The sequence below is a fragment of the Lapillicoccus jejuensis genome (assembly GCF_006715055.1).
Lineage (GTDB): Bacteria > Actinomycetota > Actinomycetes > Actinomycetales > Dermatophilaceae > Lapillicoccus > Lapillicoccus jejuensis.
Genome location: NZ_VFMN01000001.1, coordinates 3,713,137 through 3,730,387 on the forward strand (window position 1 = coordinate 3,713,137; position 17,251 = coordinate 3,730,387).

Consider the following 17,251-nt stretch of genomic DNA (forward strand, 5'->3'; position numbering starts at 1 on the left):
GCTCACCCCAGCTGGGCCTGCGCCAGCTCGCGGCTCGCCCGGGCCGCGTCCTGCGCCGCCGCGGCGTCCTGCGCGGCCGAGGCCGCCGACTGCTGGAGCCACCACTGCTGCCCGGCCTCGGGCAGGGTGTCGATCGGGTCGTAGTACACGTAGTCGCGCGACAGCGCCTCTGTGTCGTCGCCCTCGATCGAGGTGCGGTAGTTCTTGCGCCAGTAGGAGATCCCGCGCTCGGTGTCGTAGTCCTCGACCTGGTGCACCCACCGCTTGCCGACGAACGGCACGTCGCACACGATGCGCGGCGTGGCGAAGCCGGGCAGGTAGCCCATCATCGCGTGCTGCAGGTGCTGCGCGTGCTTCAGCGAGACCCGCCAGTGCTCGCTGAAGGGGATCATGTCGCACATGTAGAAGTAGTACGGCGTCACCATCGCGTCGTCCTGCAGGGCGAAGCACAGGTCGAGCAGCTGCTCGGGGGTGTCGTTGACGCCGCGCATGAGCACGCCCTGGTTGCGCACGTCGCGCACCCCCGCGTCGAGCATGGCCCGCGCCGCCGCGGCGACGGCCGGCGTCACCGACTGCGCGCTGTTGACGTGGGTGTGGATGGCGAGGTTCACCCCGCGGGCCCGCGCGACCTGGGCGACCCGGCCGACGCCCTCGACGACGTCGGGCGCGAGCCAGTGCTGCGGCAGGCCCATGAGGGCCTTGGTCGCGAGGCGCACGTCACGGACGTTGTCGATCTCGAGCAGGCGCAGCAGGAACGCCTCCAGGTTCTTCCACGGCATGTTGGCCACGTCGCCGCCGGAGACGACGACGTCGCGGACCTCGGGGTGGGTGCCGAGGTAGCCGAGCATCGCGGAGTAGCGGTCGACCGGTTTGCCGGCCAGCTTGAGCTTGGTGACCTGCGGGGTGGAGTTGCCGACGAGGTCCATCCGGGTGCAGTGGCCGCAGTACTGCGGGCAGGTCGGCAGCAGCTCGGCGAGCACCTTGGTCGGGTACCGGTGGGTCAGGCCCTCGGTCACCCACATGTCGTGCTCGTGCAGCGAGTCGCGCGTCGCGTGCGGGTGCGACGGCCAGTCGGACCGGCGGTCGGAGAACACCGGCAGCATGTAGCGGCGGACGGGGTCCGCGAGGAACGCGGCGGTGTACTCGGCGCCGGCCGCGGGCACCGGCCCGTCGGTGGCCGGGACCATCGTGTTGAGCATCTGCGGCGGCACGAGCATCGACATCGTCGCGCGCTCGGCCTGGTCGCGCTCGAGGTCGGCGTAGAAGGAGTCCTCGAGCAGGTCGCCCATGAGCTCGCGCAGCTGGCGCACGTTCTTCACGCAGTGCGCGCGCTGCCACTGCACGTCGGCCCACTCGGCGGCGGTGACGCCGGCCCATCCGGGCAGGCGCGTCCAGTCGGGCTCCACGAGCTCTCGGCGCCGGTAGGCATAGGGCTGCTCGACGATCGTCATGACCGGTACTGTAGCGGCGCCTGCTCGACAATTTCCCGTCAAGAGCCGTCAGAAGTGCAGGACTTCCTCTTGACGCGGGTTCTGAACGGAGTATCTGTGCCCACCACCCCGTCGTCCCCCGTCGGTCTGCACCGCGTCCTCGCCCCGCTGGGCGACACCGGTGAGCCGCTGACGCTGCCCCAGGCCGCCCAGCGGCTCGACGCGCGCGCGGAGCTGTGGAACGACGAGGTGCGGATCGAGGTCGAGACGCTCAACCTCGACGCGGCGTCGTACCGGCAGCTGGCCGAGAAGCACCGCACGCCGGACGGCAGGACCGACGGGGCGGCCGTGCGGGCCGAGGTCCTCGACATCGTCGCCACCCGGGGGAAGATGCAGAACCCGGTGACCGGGTCCGGCGGCATGCTCATCGGGACGGTCGCCGAGGTCGGGCCGCGCAGCCCGCTGGGCCTGGCGGTCGGCGAGCGGGTCGCCACCCTCGTCTCGCTGTCGCTCACCCCGCTCGCCGTCACCGACGGCCTCGAGCGCTGGGACGGCCTGTCCGAGCAGGTCCCGGCCACGGGGTACGCCGTCCTGTTCGGCCGCAGCATCGCCGCCGTCCTCCCGGGCGACCTGGACCCGCGGCTCGCGCTGATGGTCATGGACGTCTGCGGCGCCCCGGCCCTGGTCGCGCGGGTGGTGGGGGAGTACGTCGCCGCCCGGCCCGACCACGCGCCGACGGTGTGCGTCCTCGGCGGCGCCGGGAAGTCCGGCTCGCTGTCGCTGGCCGCGGCCCGCGAGGCCGGGGCGGGACGGACCATCGCCGTGGTCCCCGTCGAGCGCGAGGCGGCGCTGCTCGAGGGCACGGAGCTCGCGGACGCGGTCGTCGTCGCCGACGCCCGCTCGCCGCTCGGGCTGTCCGAGGCGGTGGCCGGGGCGGGGGGCCCCGCCGACGTCACCGTCGTCTGCGTCGACGTGCCCGGCTGCGAGCAGCCGGCCGTCCTCGCGACGGCCCAGGGCGGCACCGTCGTCTTCTTCTCGATGGCGACGAGCTTCGCGGCCGCCGCGCTCGGCGCCGAGGGGCTGGCCGCCGACGTGCGGATGCTCGTCGGCAACGGCTACGTCCCGGGGCACGCCGAGCACGCCCTGCGGCTGCTGCGCGGCACGCCGGCGGTCCGGGCCCTGTTCGAGTCGCGGCTCGACTGACCGCTCACCCCAGGGTGCGCAGCAGCACCTGCCCGGCGGTGTCGTCGGAGAACGCGACCCGCGTCGCGTCGAGCACCCGGGTGACCGAGGACAGGACGTCGGCGCCGGACGCCGCCACGCTCACCTGCGACGTGGTGCCCGCCGCGAGGTCGCGGCGCAGGATCGACTGGGGGACCGACGGTGCGGCGGGCAGCAGGTTGCTCCCGCGCGTCGACCACGTCACCACCGAGCCGTCCTGGCCGAGCTCCACGTCGTGACTCACCCCGACGTTCTTGCCCGTCGAGGTGCCCTTCGGCGGGCGCGAGACCCAGGTCAGCGCCCCGGTGGTGAGGCTCTTGACGTAGAGCTGCGGCGTCGACTTCACCACGCCCGCGACCCCGAGGTCGGTCGCGAACGACGTGACGGCGACCGCGGTCCCGTCGGCCGAGGCGCCGGAGAAGGTGGTCAGCTGGTCCGCGGCCGGCCCACTCGCTTTGGCCGACACGAGCGCCGTCCCGGTGCCGGTCGCGCCGGTGACGAAGACGTTGCCCTTGCCCTTCGGGGTGCCCGCGACGCACACGCCGGGGGAGTCGAAGACCACCCGGCCGGTGGCGAGGACCGTGTCGAGCGTCCCCCGGCAGGCGACCCCGGCGGCGTCGCGCGAGATCACGGACGTCGTCCGGCCGGCCAGGTCGCGCCGGTAGACCTGCCCGGGGGCCACCCCCGGCAGGACCTTCGCGGTGTCGGAGTCGAAGTAGACGGCCGCGCCGTCGGCGCTGATGCCGACGGTGGGCGGCGTCTGCCCGGCGGGGCCGACGGGCTGACCCGTGCTGCCGACCGAGGCCAGGGTCAGGGTCCCGGCGGCGAGGTCGGCGACGAGCACCTGCCACCCCGCGCCGTACGACGTGTCGCGGGCGGCGAAGGCGACCTTCGTCCCCGCGGCGGAGAACCCGGCCGGGGTGAGCGAGAGGCCGTGGTTGGCCAGGGCGGTGCCCCCCGTGCCCGAGACGAGCGTCGTCGCCCCGGTCGACAGGGTGCGGACGTAGGCCTGCGGCCCGGTCGCGGTCCCGGCGAGGCCGCCGCGGGCGACGAAGGCCACCCGCGAGCCGTCGGGGGAGAAGCCGACGCCGACCGCGCCCCGCGCCGACGGCGTGGCGCCCGAGGCGGAGACGAGGGTGAGGGCGCCCGACGTCGCCTTGACGTAGCTCTGCTGCGCGCCCGACGTGGCGCCCGGGGCGAGGTTGGTCGACGTGCTGTCGAGGGCGACGAGCCCCGGCCGGGCGTCGACGAGCGTGGAGCGCCCGTTGCCGACGACGCCGGCGGCGGTCGCGGAGAGGGTGGTCGTCGTCGCGGTGCTCGCGGCGGGGGACGTCCCGGCGGGCGCCCGCAGGGCGACGCCGGTCACCCCGGCGGCCACGACGGCGAGGGCGCCGGCGGCGGCGAGCAGGGGCGTCGCTCGGCGGCGGGTCGGGTCGGTGGTCGTCGTGCTCGTCGTGCTCGTCGTGCTCGTCGTGCTCGTCGTCATCGTCGTCATCCCCGTCAGCCCAGCCGGTAGGTCGCGTAGTCGAGGTCGCCGCCCAGCTCGTCGTCCGGGCTGACCGAGCCGTTGATCGTCTTCCCGCCGATCGAGACCCCGTCGGTCGTGTTGGTGTTGGCCCCGACGACGACGTCCTGGTGGTCCTCCAGCGCACCGTCGACCCAGAGGTCCGCCGCGGAGGCCGTCTTCGTGCACGTGATCGTGTGCCACCGGCCGTCGTTGATGACGGCGTGGCTCTGCAGCCGCGCCGAACCCTGCGCTCCGAGGAAGCGGCACCGGGTGATGTAGTACGTCGTCTCGATCTTCCAGAAGCCCGACGTGTCGGTCGAGGTGCCCTTCTGGATGATGTTGTTGCCCTTGGCGCCGTTGGTGACCCGCACGCGTACGTCGACGCGGATGTCGCGGTCGCCCGGCACGAGCGTGGCCGAGTTCGGCGTCTGGAGGATCCCGTCGGCGAAGTGCGCGTAGCCGCTGTCGCTCGTCGGCTCCCAGCGCCCCCACGAGACCCCCGGGTGGCGGGGGTCGGGGGTGGCGGTGTTGCCGGTGCCGGAGGAGTCCGGCTCGCTCGTCGACCCGGCGGGGCCGTCGAACTGCCAGGACCCGACGAGCGTGCCGGTCGGTGCGGGAGGGCCCGCGGCGACGACGGCCCGCGGGGCGACGGCCTGCGGGGCGCTCGCCGCCGCGGCGGCGGCGCCGCCGGCCGCGGCCGCCGGGTGGGACGCCAGGGCCACCCCCACGACGGTGAGGGTGGCGGCGGCCGCGGCCAGCGCGGTGCCGATCGGATGTGTGCGCACGGTGCGGCTCCCCGACGTCGTCTCCCCGGGGCTCCCCGTCCCGGCGTCGCCCCCGTCCGGGGCGGCGGCGGTCACGCTACCCCCCGGCACGGACAGCGCACAGGGATCGGCCAGGTCCGTCTCGGGGACGGTGCGCGGCCGACCGCTCAGAGCACCCCGAGGAGGGCGTTCTCGACGACCTCGCTGAGCGCCGGGTGGATCCAGTACTGCCCGCGCGCGACGTCGTCGGCTCGCTGCCCGAACGACATCGCCTGGATGAAGGTCTGCACGAGGACGGAGGACATCGGGCCCATGAGGTGCGCGCCGAGGATCTGCAGCGACTCCGGGTCGACGAGGACCTTGCACAACCCCGTCGTGTCCTCCAGGGCCCACCCATAGGCCACGTCGCCGAACTTCTGCGTCTTGGCGCGGTAGGCGCGGCCGGCGTCCTCGAGCTCCTGCTCGGTGGCACCGACGCTCGCGATCTGCGGATGGGTGAAGACGGCGCTGGGGACGAACCGGTGGTCGCTCTCGCGCGCCTCGCCCTCGCGGCCCATCGCGTGCAGCAGGTTGTGCTGGACGACGCGTGCCTCGTGGTTGGCCACGTGCTTGAGCGGGAAGTCCGTGCTGATGTCGCCGAGCGCCCAGACGTCGGGGACGGAGGTGCGCTGCTGGCTGTCGACGACGAGCCGACCGTCGTCCGTCGTCGCGAGCCCCGCCGCCGCGACGTCGAGCAGGTCGGTGTTCGGCACGCGCCCGACGGCGAGCAGGACCGCGTCCGCCTCGACGGTCCGCTCGCCCTCGGGGCCCTTCACCGCGAGGCGGTGCACCGAGCCGTCGTACGACGCCGCGGTGACGGTCGAGCCCAGCCGCAGGTCGAACCGCTCGCGCGCGAGGTCGGTGAAGGCCCGCGCGATCTCGCGGTCGAGGTGGCCGAGCAGGGTCTCGCCGCGGTGCACCCAGGTCACGTCGGAGCCGAGCGACTGCAGGACGTGCGAGAGCTCGGCGGCGACGTACCCGCCGCCGACCACCGCGGTCCGCAGCGGCAGCTCGTCGACCCTCATGATCGTATCGCTGGTGTGCACCCCGCGGGCGGGGTCGACGGCGTCGAGGCCGGGCACGTCGAGCAGCCGCGGGCGACCGCCGGCGGCGACGACCCAGCGGTCGGCCGTGATCTCGACCCCGGTGCCGGTGTCGAGCCGCATCGGGCCGACGAACCGGGCCTCCCGGTCGTAGACGGTGACGTTGGCGAGTCCGCGTCGGTACTCCTCACCGCCCGCGGCGATCGGGTCGATCCGCCCGAAGACGCGGTCGCGGATGGCGCGCCAGTCGGCCTGCCCCGGAGGGAAGGACACCCCCAGGCGGGCGCTGTCGGCGGCCTCGACGACCCGGTCGGCGGGCAGCACGAGCATCTTCGTGGGGATGCACCCGACGTTGAGGCAGGTGCCGCCGAAGACGCCCTTCTCGACGATGGCGACGTCGAGGTCGGCGAAGCGGTCGTCGACGATGCTGTTGCCGGATCCGGTCCCGATGACGACGAGGTCGTGGTGGCGCGTGGTCACGGCCGCCAGCCTAGGTGGGCGGTGCGACACGCGTCCGACCGGACACCACGGCGGTGACGATCCGACGCCGTACGGCGTGCTGCGCCGGAGAACTTGCGGCATGCGCCGCAGTGCACCGGAAGATCGTCGTCCTTCGCTACGCTGCTCCCCGTGACGACGACGCCCGCCCGCCTCGAGCTCGACCCCGCGGCCGTCCGCCGTGCCCGCACCCTGGCCCGCCGGGCCGGGGCGCCCGTCGTCAAACTGGCCCAGCGGCACACGACCATGTCCGTCGAGCGGGCGACGCTGCGCCTCGCCGGGCTGCGCGGCGCCGACCACGAGCGCGTCCCGTGGGTCAACCACCTCGTCGACGCGGTCCGCGGCCAGGTCGGCCTCGAGCACGGCGTCACGACCCCGGTGTACGACGCTCTGCGGCGCGGGGAGGCGGAGGACCTCACGACCCTGGCCCAGAAGGCGGCCAGCGGGTCGGTGTCCTTCCGGCTGCCCGAGGGGCGCGACCTCACGGGCGCCCGCACGGCCGCGCGCAAGGAGGTGGCCGCGGGGCTCCGTACGGTCGACCGGCAGCGGGCCGCCCGTGAGCGGATGATCAGGCGGCTGGGGGACCCGCCGAGCAAGCCGTGGATCTACCTCATCGTCGCCACCGGCGACATCGACGAGGACATCCCGCAGGCGCAGGCGGCCGCGCGCGAGGGCGCGGACGTCATCGCCGTCATCCGCTCGACGGGGCAGTCCCTGCTCGACTACGTGCCGGAGGGCGCGACCCACGAGGGGTACGCCGGGACGTACGCGACGCAGGAGAACTTCCGGCTCATGCGCGCCGCGCTCGACGAGACGAGCAAGGAGGTCGGGCGCTACGTCCGGCTCACCAACTACGCCTCCGGGCTGTGCATGCCGGAGATCGCGGCGCTGGCCGGGCTCGAGCGGCTCGACATGATGCTCAACGACTCGATGTACGGGATCCTCTTCCGCGACATCAACCCGATCCGCACCTTCGTCGACCAGCGCTTCTCGCGGCAGGTCCACGCGCGGGCCGGGATCATCATCAACACCGGCGAGGACAACTACCTCACGACCGCCGACGCGGTCGAGGCCGCGCACACCGTGACCGTCAGCCAGCTGCTCAACGAGTACTTCGCCAAGGAGGCGGGGCTGGAGGACTGGCAGCTCGGCCTCGGCCACGCGTTCGAGATCAACCCCGAGGTGCCCGAGTCGTTCCGGATGGAGCTGGCGCACGCGATGCTCGCGCGGCAGCTGTTCCCCGACGCGCCGCTGAAGTGGATGCCGCCGACCAAGCACATGACCGGCGACGTGTTCCGCGGCTACCTGCTCGACGGCTTCTTCAACCTCGTCGGGGCGATGACCGGGCAGGGCATCCTGCTCGTCGGGATGATGACCGAAGCCGTCGTCACGCCGTTCCTGTCCGACCGCGACCTCGCCCTGCAGAACGTGCGCTACGTGATGAACGCCGCCGGCGGACTCGTCGAGGACTTCCACCCGCCGCGCGACGGCTTCATCCAGACCCGGGCCCGCGAGGTGCTGGGGGAGGCGGTGACCCTGCTCGAGGGGATCGTCGCCGACCAGGGCGATCGGGGTGACCACCCGCCCCTGCTGCGGGCCATCGCCGACGGCACCTTCGGGCTGATGAAGCGCCCGCCGGAGGCGGGCAAGGGGCTCGACGGGGTGGTGGAGAAGGCGCGCCGCCGTACCCCCGAGGGGCCGGGCTACGACAACCCGGCGACGACGATGCTCGAGGAGGGCAGCACGCGATGAGCACCGAGCCGGGGCCCCTGGTCCGCCCGTACGGCGACACGACGGGTGACGGGATGGTGCAGGTCTCCTTCACCCTCCCTCTGCCGCACGACAAGCGCGCCGAGGGCGCCGCCCTCCAGCTGGCCCGCAAGATGGGCATGGAGCCGGCTCTGCTCGTCCACGCCAAGGCGATGGGGCCGGACTTCACGTTCTTCGTCGTCTACGGGTCGGTGACGCACCTGGTCGACCTGCGCGACGTCACCGTCGTCGAGCGCGAGTACCCGCTGCTCTCGTCCAAGGACGTCAACGCCGCGATCAAGCGCGGGCTGCGTCGCAAGCTCGTCGTCGTCGGCGCGTGCATCGGGACCGACGCGCACACGGTGGGCATCGACGCCATCCTCAACATCAAGGGCTTCGCCGGCGAGAAGGGGCTCGAGTACTACCGCGAGATCAAGGTGGTCAACCTCGGCGCTCAGGTGCTCGTCCCGGAGCTGGTCGCGCGGGCGCGCGCCGAGAAGGCCGACGCGGTGCTCGTCTCGCAGGTCGTCACGCAGAAGGACGCGCACGTGCACAACACGACCCAGATGTCGGCGGCCTTCCGCGAGGCATATCCCGCGGGGCAGGTGCCGCTCCTCGTCGCGGGGGGTCCGCGCTTCGAGGAGGGGTCGGAGGCCGGGTTGGGGGTCGACCGGATCTTCGGCCGGGGGACGACCCCGGGCGAGGTGGCCAGCTACCTCGTCCACGCGCTCGTGCCACCGGCGGGCAGCGCCCGGGGCAGCACCCGCAACCCCGACCAGGAGAGGAAGGCGTCGTGACCGACCACGCGCAGCAGCAGGCCGAGCCCGCGCCCGGGGCGGCGGCGTCGGGGGCCGAGGTGGGGGCGGTCGTGGTCCACCGCCGGTACGTGCCGTACAGCCACGCGCACTACGCGGGGAACCTCGTCGACGGGGCGTACTCGCTGGCGGCCTTCGGCGACGTCGCCACCGAGATGTGCATCCGCACCGACGGGGACGAGGGGCTGTTCGCGTCGTACTCCGACGTCCAGTTCGTCGCGCCCGTGCGGGCCGGCGACGTCATCGAGATCGAGGCGCGGCTGGTGCGGGTCGGCCGGCGCTCGCGCGAGATGGCGTTCGAGGTCCGCGTCGTCGGGCGCGGCGCGCCGCAGCGCGGTGAGTCCGCCGCCGACGTCCTCGACCCCCCGCTCGTCGCCACCACCGCGCGGGGGACCGTGGTCGTCCCCTGAGGGGCTTGCCCAGCCGCCGCTCTCGTCGTAGAATCGAACACACGTTCGAACGAGGAGACGGCGATGACCGGGTGGCGGGGGACCATGGAGCAGGTCGGTGACGGCCTGCGCTCGCCGCTGGGTGTCGTCCCGGACCTCGAGTCGCTGACCGACACCGCCCTGGTGGACCTCGAGGTCGACGAGGCGCTGGCCGTCGTGGAGCTGGTCCGCCGGGCGACCTCGGCACTGGACGCGATCCAGGTGCTGGCCCTGGAGGCCTTCGCCCGCCGCACGGTCGAGGAGGTCGAGCAGGACAAGGCCGACCTCCGCGCGAGAGGACGCTGCGCCCTCGGTCCCGAGGGGGACGACGTCGCCGCCGTCGAGCTGGCCACCGCGCTGCGGCTGGGCCGTCGGGCGGTGAGCGCGCTGCTCGACGACGCCCGCATGCTCGCCCGGGACCTGCCGCAGACCCTCGGGCTCGTGCGCGCCGGTCGGCTCGACCTGGCCCGCGCGCGGGTCGTCGCCCACCAGGCCTTCGAGGTCGCCCGTGAGCACCGTCCGGCGTACGACGACGCCGTCGTCCACCCCGAGCTCGTGTCGACGCGGTACCGCCTCGGCCCCACCGACCTCGACGTCCCGGCCCTGCGCAAGCGCGTCGCCGCCGCCGCGGCCCACGTCGACCCCGAGTCCCAGCAGCGGCGGGCCGAGAGCGCCCGCCGGGACGCGTTCGTGCGCGTCGGACCCGGCCTGGACCCCGGGATGAGCACCTGGTCGGCGTCGCTGCCGTCCGAGGACTCGCTGTCCGTGTGGGCGGCCATCGACGAGCTGGCGGGGGAGTACCTGCGGGCCGACCCGTCGCTGACGGTCGGTCCGGCCCGGGCCCAGGCGCTGGTCTCGCTCGTCCTCGGTCGAGCCACCATCACGACGACGGTCGACCTGACCGTGCCGCTCGACGCCTGGCCGGCCGCCGGTGACGGGATGGCCGACGGTGACGGGGTGGCCGCCGAGAGCTCCGAGGACGACGCCTCGACCGCCTGCACGAGCGACGTGCACGGCGATCGCCGCCCGGCGCTCCGCCTGGTCCCCGACCTCACGTGGTCGGTGGCCGAGCGTGGGCTGGCCGGTCTCGTCGAGGTGGCCGAAGGCGATTGCGATCTTCAGGTCGTGCCTACGGTCCCCGGGGCCGACCGCGACGCGTCACCACCCGACGAGCGATGGTCGGCAGCCTCGAGGGCTCAGGAATCACCGGGGAGCTGGTCGATCGGGGTGCAGCACCCCATGGTCGGGTTCGTCCTCGCCGAGGCGGTCGCCAGACTGCTGGCCGACCCCGACACCCGGGTACGCCTCCACGGGTGCCACCCGAGGACCGGCGCCCTCCTGACCCACGACCCGACGACCTACCGACCCGCCGCCGCGGTCGCCAGAGCGGTACGCGCCCGCGACGGCCACTGCCGCTTCCCCGGCTGCTCCGTCCCCGCCGCCCGCACCCAGCTCGACCACGTCGTCCCGTTCCCCACCGGCCCCACGACCGTCGACAACCTCGCCTGCCTCTGCGTCACCCACCACCGCTTCAAGACCCACACACCGTGGACCTACGTCCTCACCACCGACGGGATCTGCACGTGGACCTCGCCCCTAGGACGCACGTACGCCACCGAACCGGCAGCGCTCCGGGAACGTGCGGCGTGAGCGACCGGGTGTCGGTGCCGCCACCTCCCCTGGCCGCCCATGACACCGCCGCCCGGGCACGGCGCCGTCCCGGACACGACCACGCCCGCCACATCCCCAGCCACGAAGCCCGCCACCACCACCAGCGACACGACCCTCGCGGCCGCGACGACCGACCCGGGAAGGTGCTCGAGCAGTCTCCGGCCCCGGGTGGTCGTCACGACGACGGCGTCGATCGACGGCCGGGTGTCGACCTCCCGGCACGACCGCCTGCTCCAGCCCGAGGTCGGGCAGCGGTGGCGCTCGGGGTGGGCGAGGGACACCGAGGAGGTGCTGGCGCGTCGCCATCGCTGGATCGCCCGGACGTGGGGCCCCACGGTGGTGCTCGAGGGCAGCGCCAGCTTCGTCGGGCCGGACCGGGGTTCCCGCTGGGGACACCGTTCCGGCGTCACCGAGAGCAGCGATCGACCGGAACCCGACTCGCGCCTCTCGGGCGAGCCGAAAGCCGGACGACCACCTCCCGCGCCGGGCTCCGCGGTGGTTCGCCGTGATCGACGGGCGCGGCCGGGTCGACTGGACCTTCACCGGCGACGACGAGACCTCCCTGCTCGTCCTCGTCCGTGCCCACACCCCGGCCGGCTACCTGGCGCACCTGCGGGATCTCTAGGTGCCGTACCTCGTCCGCGGTGAGGAGCACGTCGACCTCGCCGCGGCCGTGGCGGCCTTCGGTGGCGTCCTCGGCGCGACCGCGGTCGTCGCGGACGGGGGTGGTGGGCTGACGACGGCGCTGCTCGCGGCCGGCTGGTCGACGAGCTCCACGTCGTCACCGTCCCGATGCTCGTCGGCGGCGTCGGCACCCGAGTCTCCTCGACGGTGCGGGCCTGCGCGGTGCGGGCTTCGGCGGAGAGGGCCTCGGTGGCGACGGTCGTCCGCACCGTCTCCGGGTCGCCACGTCCGTCGCCGGGCCGGCCGGCACCCGCTGGACACGGTACGTCGCCGAGTGAGCCCGGCCGGCCCTTCGCGCGACCATCCGCGGTGACAGAGTGACGGCGTGGACATCTCCTTCTGGCCGACCGCCAAGCACCCGTGGACCGTCTTGCGCGACCTGTCGCTGCACGCCGAGGAGGTGGGCGTGCACGGCGTGTGGGTCATGGACCACTTCATGGACAACACCGAGCAGGGCGGCGGCGACGTCCACGAGGGCTTCACCCTGCTCGCCGCCCTCGCCGCGGTCGTCCCGCGGGTGCGGCTCGGGACGCTGGTGGCCGGCAACACCTATCGGCACCCCGCCGTCGTCGCCAACCAGGCCCGCACCATCGACCACGTCAGCGACGGCCGGTTCGTCCTGGGCCTCGGCGCCGGGTGGCAGGTCAACGAGCACGAGCAGTACGGCATCGAGCTGCCCGCCGTCGGCCCCCGCCTGCGGCGCTTCGAGGAGGCCTGCCGGGTCGTGCGCGCACTCCGCGACGAGCCGGTCGCCGACCTCGACGGCCGGTACTACCGCCTCACCGCCGCCCGGATGGACCCGAAGCCCGTGGGACCCCTACCGCTGATGATCGGCGGAGCGGGGGAGAAGGTCATGGCCGGCATCGTCGCCCGGCAGGCCGACGAGTGGAACGTGTGGGGCGACCCCGACCTGTTCGCCCACAAGAGCGGGGTGATGACCGCCGCCTGCGAGCGGGAGGGCCGCGACCCGGCCAGCCTCCGCCGCACCGTCCAGGCGCGCATCGTCCTCGACGGCGTCACCGAGGCGATCGACCTCGACGACCGCACCGTCGGCGGCAGCCTCGAGCAGCTGCGCGACACCCTGGGGCGCTACCGCGACGCCGGCGCCGACGAGTTCATCGTCCTCGACGGCCACCTCGGCGGCGACGCCGAGCGGTCTCGCGCGCTGCTCGACGCCGTAGTCCACGACGTCGCCCCCGCCCTGGGCTGACGCACGACGGGGGAGGAGAGGGTCGTCCGTCCGTGCCGTCGGCGTGTCGTCCGGGACACGCCGACCGGACCGGGAGAAAGCCTTCGGTCGACCTCGTCCGGTGCACGTCCCTGACCTGCGGGAAGGCGCATCGTCGCAGGTGAACGGCGGGTTGACACCAGGTGCTCGACGAGTACGTTGATCCGCGGTTGGTCACCCGGACGACCTCGGTCGCGTCGGGAACAGTCCCCCTGGAGGGAGCCGTCGGCGGCATGCGCGCGCAGCCGTCGCACACCAGGCTCACCCGAGGCGGGGACGACGCCCACGGACGTCCCGTGGTTGGTGGCCGGCACGAGAGGCTCGCCCTGCCCAGTAGACAACTGGACGCGACCGGCACCCCGTCGGCCACGGCCAGGTCCCAACAGCAGGTGCGGGCCCTCGTGCTGCCCCGGCCCCGCGCTGCCCGGCCCTCCCCGGCCCGCGGGCTCCGCCCGACCCTTCCCGGTCGGCGGGCGCCGACGGACGTCCCAGGTCCGCCGGTTACGGTGACGCCGTGCCGCTCCGCGTCCTCCTCGCCCTGCTCGCGGGCGCGGCCCTCAGCCAGGCGTTCCCCGGCCGCGACTGGTGGTGGCTGGCCCCCGTCGGGGTGGCCCTGCTCGCCCTCGCGACCCGCGGGGTCCGCGCCCGCGTCGGCGCGCTCCTCGGCCTGCTCGCCGGGCTGGTGTACTTCCTCGTCACCCTGCACTGGTCGGGCATCTACGTCGGCGACCTGCCGTGGATCGCCCTGTCGGTCTCCCAGGCCGCCTTCATCGCTCTCCTCGGGGCCGCTCAGGCTGCGCTCCAGCGAGGCCGCCCCACCCCCGACCCGCTCACCCCGGACGGCGCCCGGCGCGGCCCCGACCGGGTCCGCCCGCTCGTCGTGGCCCTGGCGTGGACGACCCAGGAGCTGCTGCGCGACCGGCTCCCGTACGGCGGCTTCCCCTGGGTCCGGCTCGCCTTCAGCCAGTCGGGCTCGCCGTTCGGCCACCTGGCCCCGCTCGCCGGAGCCCCCGGCATCACCTTCGCCGTGGCCCTGTGCGGCGGCCTGCTCGCCGCGGCGGTCGTCCGGCTGGCGCGCCGGCCCGAGCAGGGTGCACCGACCGGGCGCCCCCTGCTCGGTGCCGTGGCCCTCGCCGGGGCCGTCGTCGTCGCGCTCGCCGGGTTCGTCGTCCCGCTGCCGACCGACGGCCCCACCGCGCGGGTGATGGCCGTCCAGGGCAACGTGCCCACGGCCGGCCTCGACTTCAACGCCCAGCGCCGGGCCGTCCTCGACGACCACGTCGCCGCGACGATCGCCGGCGCCCAGCAGGCCGGGCAGGCGGGCGACCCGACGCCCGACCTCGTCGTGTGGCCGGAGAACTCCTCGGACATCGACCCGACTCGCAACCCCGACGCGGGGGCGCAGATCCAGCGCGCCATCGACGCCGTCGGTGCCCCGCTCGTCGTCGGCGCCCTCCTCGAGCAGCCGTTCCCCAACATCTCCAACGCCTCGCTGCTCTACGAGCCGGGGAAGGGCATCGTGGCGACGTACGTCAAGCAGCACCCGGTGCCGTTCGCCGAGTACATCCCCCAGCGCTCGTTCTTCCGCCTCTTCAGCGACAAGGTCGACCTGGTCCGCAGCGACTTCGCCGCCGGCAAGGAGCCCGTGGTCTTCCGGGTCCCCAGCGCGGGCGGCACACCGATCGTCGCCGGCCCCACCATCTGCTTCGAGGTCGCGTACGACGACCTCGTCCGCGAGAACGTCGCCCTCGGCGCCAACCTGCTGCTGGTCCAGACCAACAACGCCACCTTCGGCTACACCGACGAGTCGGTCCAGCAGCTCGCCATCTCGCGGATCCGGGCCATGGAGCTCGGCCGCTCCGTCGTCCACATCTCGACGGTCGGCGTCAGCGCGCTCATCACCCCCGACGGAACCGTGCACCAACCGACCTCGTTGTACACGCGTGCCGTCCTCCACGGTGACCTCCCCCTCCGCAGCGCCCGGACCGTCGCCTCGGTCGTCGGGGCGTGGCCCGAGTACGCCGCCGGCGCCACCCTCCTCGTCCTCCTCCTCGTCCGCGTCAACCGCGCCCGCGTGGGCCGCCGTCCCGCCCGCCGAACCGCCCGATCCGGCCGCACCGGCGACGCCCGGCCCGCCCAGTAGGGTCGGCGCGCCGGCCGAGCCGGACGACGTGACCCCGCGAGACCCTTCGAGGACCCCCACCGTGACCGAGCCCCAGCGCGCCCCCCTCACCCGCGTCTGCGTCCTGGTGCCCACGTACGACGAGCGCGAGAACCTGCCGCGCATCGTCGCCCGCCTGCGGGCCGCCGTCCCCGACGCGGACGTGCTCGTCCTCGACGACGCGTCCCCCGACGGCACCGGCGACGTCGCCGACCGGCTGGCCGCCGCCGACGACGCCGTCCACGTCCTGCACCGCACCGGCAAGCAGGGGCTCGGCGCGGCGTACCTCGCCGGCTTCGCCTGGGCCCTCGAGCGCGGGTACGACGCCGCCGTCGAGATCGACGCGGACGGCTCGCACCAGCCGGAGACGCTGCCCGGCCTCCTGCGCGCGGCTCGCGACGCCGACGTCGTCATCGGCTCGCGCTGGGTGCCCGGCGGGAGCGTCGTCAACTGGCCGTCCCACCGCAAGGCGCTCAGCGTCGGGGCCAACCTCTACACGCGGGTGCTGCTGGGGATGCCCGTGTCGGACGCCACCGCCGGGTTCCGCGTCTACCGGGCGGACGCGCTGCGTCGGCTCGGGCTGGCCACCATCGACTCCCAGGGCTACTGCTTCCAGGTCGAGATGACCTGGCGCGCCGTCAAGGCCGGCCTGCACGTCGTCGAGGTCCCCATCGAGTTCGTCGAGCGCGAGATCGGCCGGTCGAAGATGAACGGCGACATCGTCGCCGAGTCCCTGCGCCGCATCACCGGGTGGGGCGTCAAGCACCGCTGGTCCGAGGTGCGGCGCGGCGTGGCCGACGGCGTCGGCGCGGGGGAGGGCACATGGCACCGCCTGTAGGTGAGCCCCGCCGGCCCGGGGGCCGCCGCGGTGGCGCGTTCCGGCTGCTGCGGCTGCTCCTCGTCCTCGTCCCCGTCGTCGAGGTGGCGCTGGTCATCGCCGTCGCCCACCTCATCGGTGGCTGGCCGACCTTCCTGCTCCTGCTCGCCGGCTCCGCGCTCGGTGCCTGGCTCGTCCGACGCGAAGGGGCCCGGACGCTGCGCTCGATGAGCGCGGCCGTGCGCACGGGCGGCCTGCCCGTGCAGGAGCTGTCCGACGCGGCCCTCGTGCTGGCCGGAGGCGTCCTCATCCTCGTCCCCGGCTTCCTCACCGACCTCGTCGGACTCCTGCTCGTCCTGCCGCCGACCCGGCCGCTGGCCCGACGCGTCGTCGCGGCGCTCACCGCCCGACGGCTGCTCGGGGCGGTGACGGTGAACGGGCAGGTGGTCGACGGGCAGGTGGTCGACGGGCAGGTGGTCGGGAGGCCCGACGGAGCGACCACGCCCCGTGACCGCGGCCCCGGCGACCCGCCCGACGTCATCGAGGGACGCGTGCTCTGAGGAGCCCTCGAGCACAGCCCTCGGCGCACAGCGCCGCGGCCCGCCCCCTCGAGGGGGGCGGGCCGCTGCGTCGTACGGGTGGTGCGAGGTGGTGCGTCCGCGCCGTCAGGCGCTGCGCTTGCGCGCGGGCTTCTCCCCGCGGGACTCCCGCAGCAGGGTGAGGCGCTCCTCGAGCAGCTCCTCGAGCTCGGGGATCGAGCGGCGCTCGAGCAGCATGTCCCAGTGGGTGCGGACGTGCTTGGCCTCCTTGCGCTCGACCTCGGGGCCGTCGAGGAGCTTGGCCTCCTGACCGCAACGGCACTCCCACACGGGCGGCACGTCGGCCTCCACGCTGAAGGGCAGCTCGATGCGGTGCCCCTGGGGGCAGACGTAGGTGGTGAGTCGGCGTTCGCTGGGGACGACGTTGTCGTCGGACTCCAGGCTCAGCGAGCCGAGGTTGGTGCCTCGAAGTGTGCGTTCGGCCATCATGTCCTCCCGGGGTCTGGGGGCCTGGACACGGCCTGACCCTTCGCGTCCGGCCCGTGTCCTTCGAGACGTTCCAACGAGCCGACCGGTTGCCTTGTTCCGCCCCGCGCCCGGGCTCGGGCAGGGGTGAGGGACGTCTCACCCACTGTTCGACGCCGAGGCGTGCGCGGA

At 74.2% G+C, this 17,251-nt stretch carries 14 protein-coding genes; 9 read left to right on the plus strand and 5 right to left on the minus strand.

The window, feature by feature from the left end; all coding sequences use genetic code 11:
- Positions 1-2: 2 nt before the first annotated feature.
- Positions 3-1,451, minus strand: a complete 1,449-nt coding sequence (locus FB458_RS17210; protein ID WP_141849580.1) for a KamA family radical SAM protein — start codon at positions 1,449-1,451, stop codon at positions 3-5.
- A 96-nt stretch (positions 1,452-1,547) separates the two neighbouring features.
- Between FB458_RS17210 and kdd the strand changes: the two genes are divergently transcribed.
- Positions 1,548-2,633: an L-erythro-3,5-diaminohexanoate dehydrogenase gene (gene kdd, locus FB458_RS17215; protein ID WP_141849581.1), complete on the plus strand. Its 1,086-nt coding sequence runs from the start codon at positions 1,548-1,550 to the stop codon at positions 2,631-2,633.
- 4 nt (positions 2,634-2,637) lie between these two features.
- Here the strand turns inward: kdd and FB458_RS17220 are convergent, their stop codons facing one another.
- From FB458_RS17220 to FB458_RS17230, 3 genes are all read right to left on the minus strand, one after another.
- A complete protein-coding gene (locus FB458_RS17220) occupies positions 2,638-4,146 on the minus strand; it encodes a TolB family protein (protein ID WP_141849582.1) in 1,509 nt (502 codons plus the stop codon).
- A 5-nt stretch (positions 4,147-4,151) separates the two neighbouring features.
- Positions 4,152-4,943 (minus strand): LamG domain-containing protein, encoded by a 792-nt coding sequence (locus FB458_RS17225; protein ID WP_141849583.1) that lies wholly within the window; start codon positions 4,941-4,943, stop codon positions 4,152-4,154.
- Between the two features lie 146 nt (positions 4,944-5,089).
- Complete coding sequence (locus FB458_RS17230) at positions 5,090-6,484, minus strand: mycothione reductase (protein ID WP_246061323.1); 1,395 nt, start codon at positions 6,482-6,484, stop codon at positions 5,090-5,092.
- 150 nt (positions 6,485-6,634) lie between these two features.
- Here FB458_RS17230 and kamD point away from each other — a divergent pair, with 150 nt between their 5' ends.
- From kamD to FB458_RS17270, 8 genes are all read left to right on the plus strand, one after another.
- Complete coding sequence (gene kamD, locus FB458_RS17235; RefSeq protein WP_141849585.1) at positions 6,635-8,254, plus strand: lysine 5,6-aminomutase subunit alpha; 1,620 nt, start codon at positions 6,635-6,637, stop codon at positions 8,252-8,254.
- Positions 8,251-9,048 (plus strand): lysine 5,6-aminomutase subunit beta, encoded by a 798-nt coding sequence (gene kamE, locus FB458_RS17240; protein WP_141849586.1) that lies wholly within the window; start codon positions 8,251-8,253, stop codon positions 9,046-9,048. Before kamD ends, kamE begins: the two co-directional genes overlap by 4 nt.
- Entirely contained in the window at positions 9,045-9,476 is a 432-nt protein-coding gene (gene kal, locus FB458_RS17245; protein WP_211356083.1) for a 3-aminobutyryl-CoA ammonia lyase, read from the plus strand. Before kamE ends, kal begins: the two co-directional genes overlap by 4 nt.
- Positions 9,477-9,539: 63 nt before the next feature.
- A complete protein-coding gene (locus FB458_RS17250) occupies positions 9,540-11,144 on the plus strand; it encodes an HNH endonuclease signature motif containing protein (RefSeq protein ID WP_141849587.1) in 1,605 nt (534 codons plus the stop codon).
- A 1,030-nt stretch (positions 11,145-12,174) separates the two neighbouring features.
- Positions 12,175-13,059 carry an LLM class flavin-dependent oxidoreductase gene (locus FB458_RS17255; protein ID WP_141849588.1) on the plus strand — a complete coding sequence of 295 codons (885 nt, stop codon included), beginning with the start codon at positions 12,175-12,177 and terminating at the stop codon, positions 13,057-13,059.
- Between the two features lie 532 nt (positions 13,060-13,591).
- Positions 13,592-15,220: an apolipoprotein N-acyltransferase gene (gene lnt / locus FB458_RS17260; RefSeq protein WP_141849589.1), complete on the plus strand. Its 1,629-nt coding sequence runs from the start codon at positions 13,592-13,594 to the stop codon at positions 15,218-15,220.
- A gap of 61 nt (positions 15,221-15,281) precedes the next feature.
- Positions 15,282-16,076, plus strand: a complete 795-nt coding sequence (locus FB458_RS17265) for a polyprenol monophosphomannose synthase (protein WP_141849590.1) — start codon at positions 15,282-15,284, stop codon at positions 16,074-16,076.
- Positions 16,061-16,615, plus strand: a complete 555-nt coding sequence (locus FB458_RS17270) for an FxsA family protein (RefSeq protein ID WP_141849591.1) — start codon at positions 16,061-16,063, stop codon at positions 16,613-16,615. Before FB458_RS17265 ends, FB458_RS17270 begins: the two co-directional genes overlap by 16 nt.
- Before the next feature lie 105 nt (positions 16,616-16,720).
- Here FB458_RS17270 and FB458_RS17275 read toward each other — a convergent pair whose 3' ends face one another.
- A complete protein-coding gene (locus FB458_RS17275; protein ID WP_141849592.1) occupies positions 16,721-17,080 on the minus strand; it encodes an RNA polymerase-binding protein RbpA in 360 nt (119 codons plus the stop codon).
- Positions 17,081-17,251 lie beyond the last annotated feature (171 nt).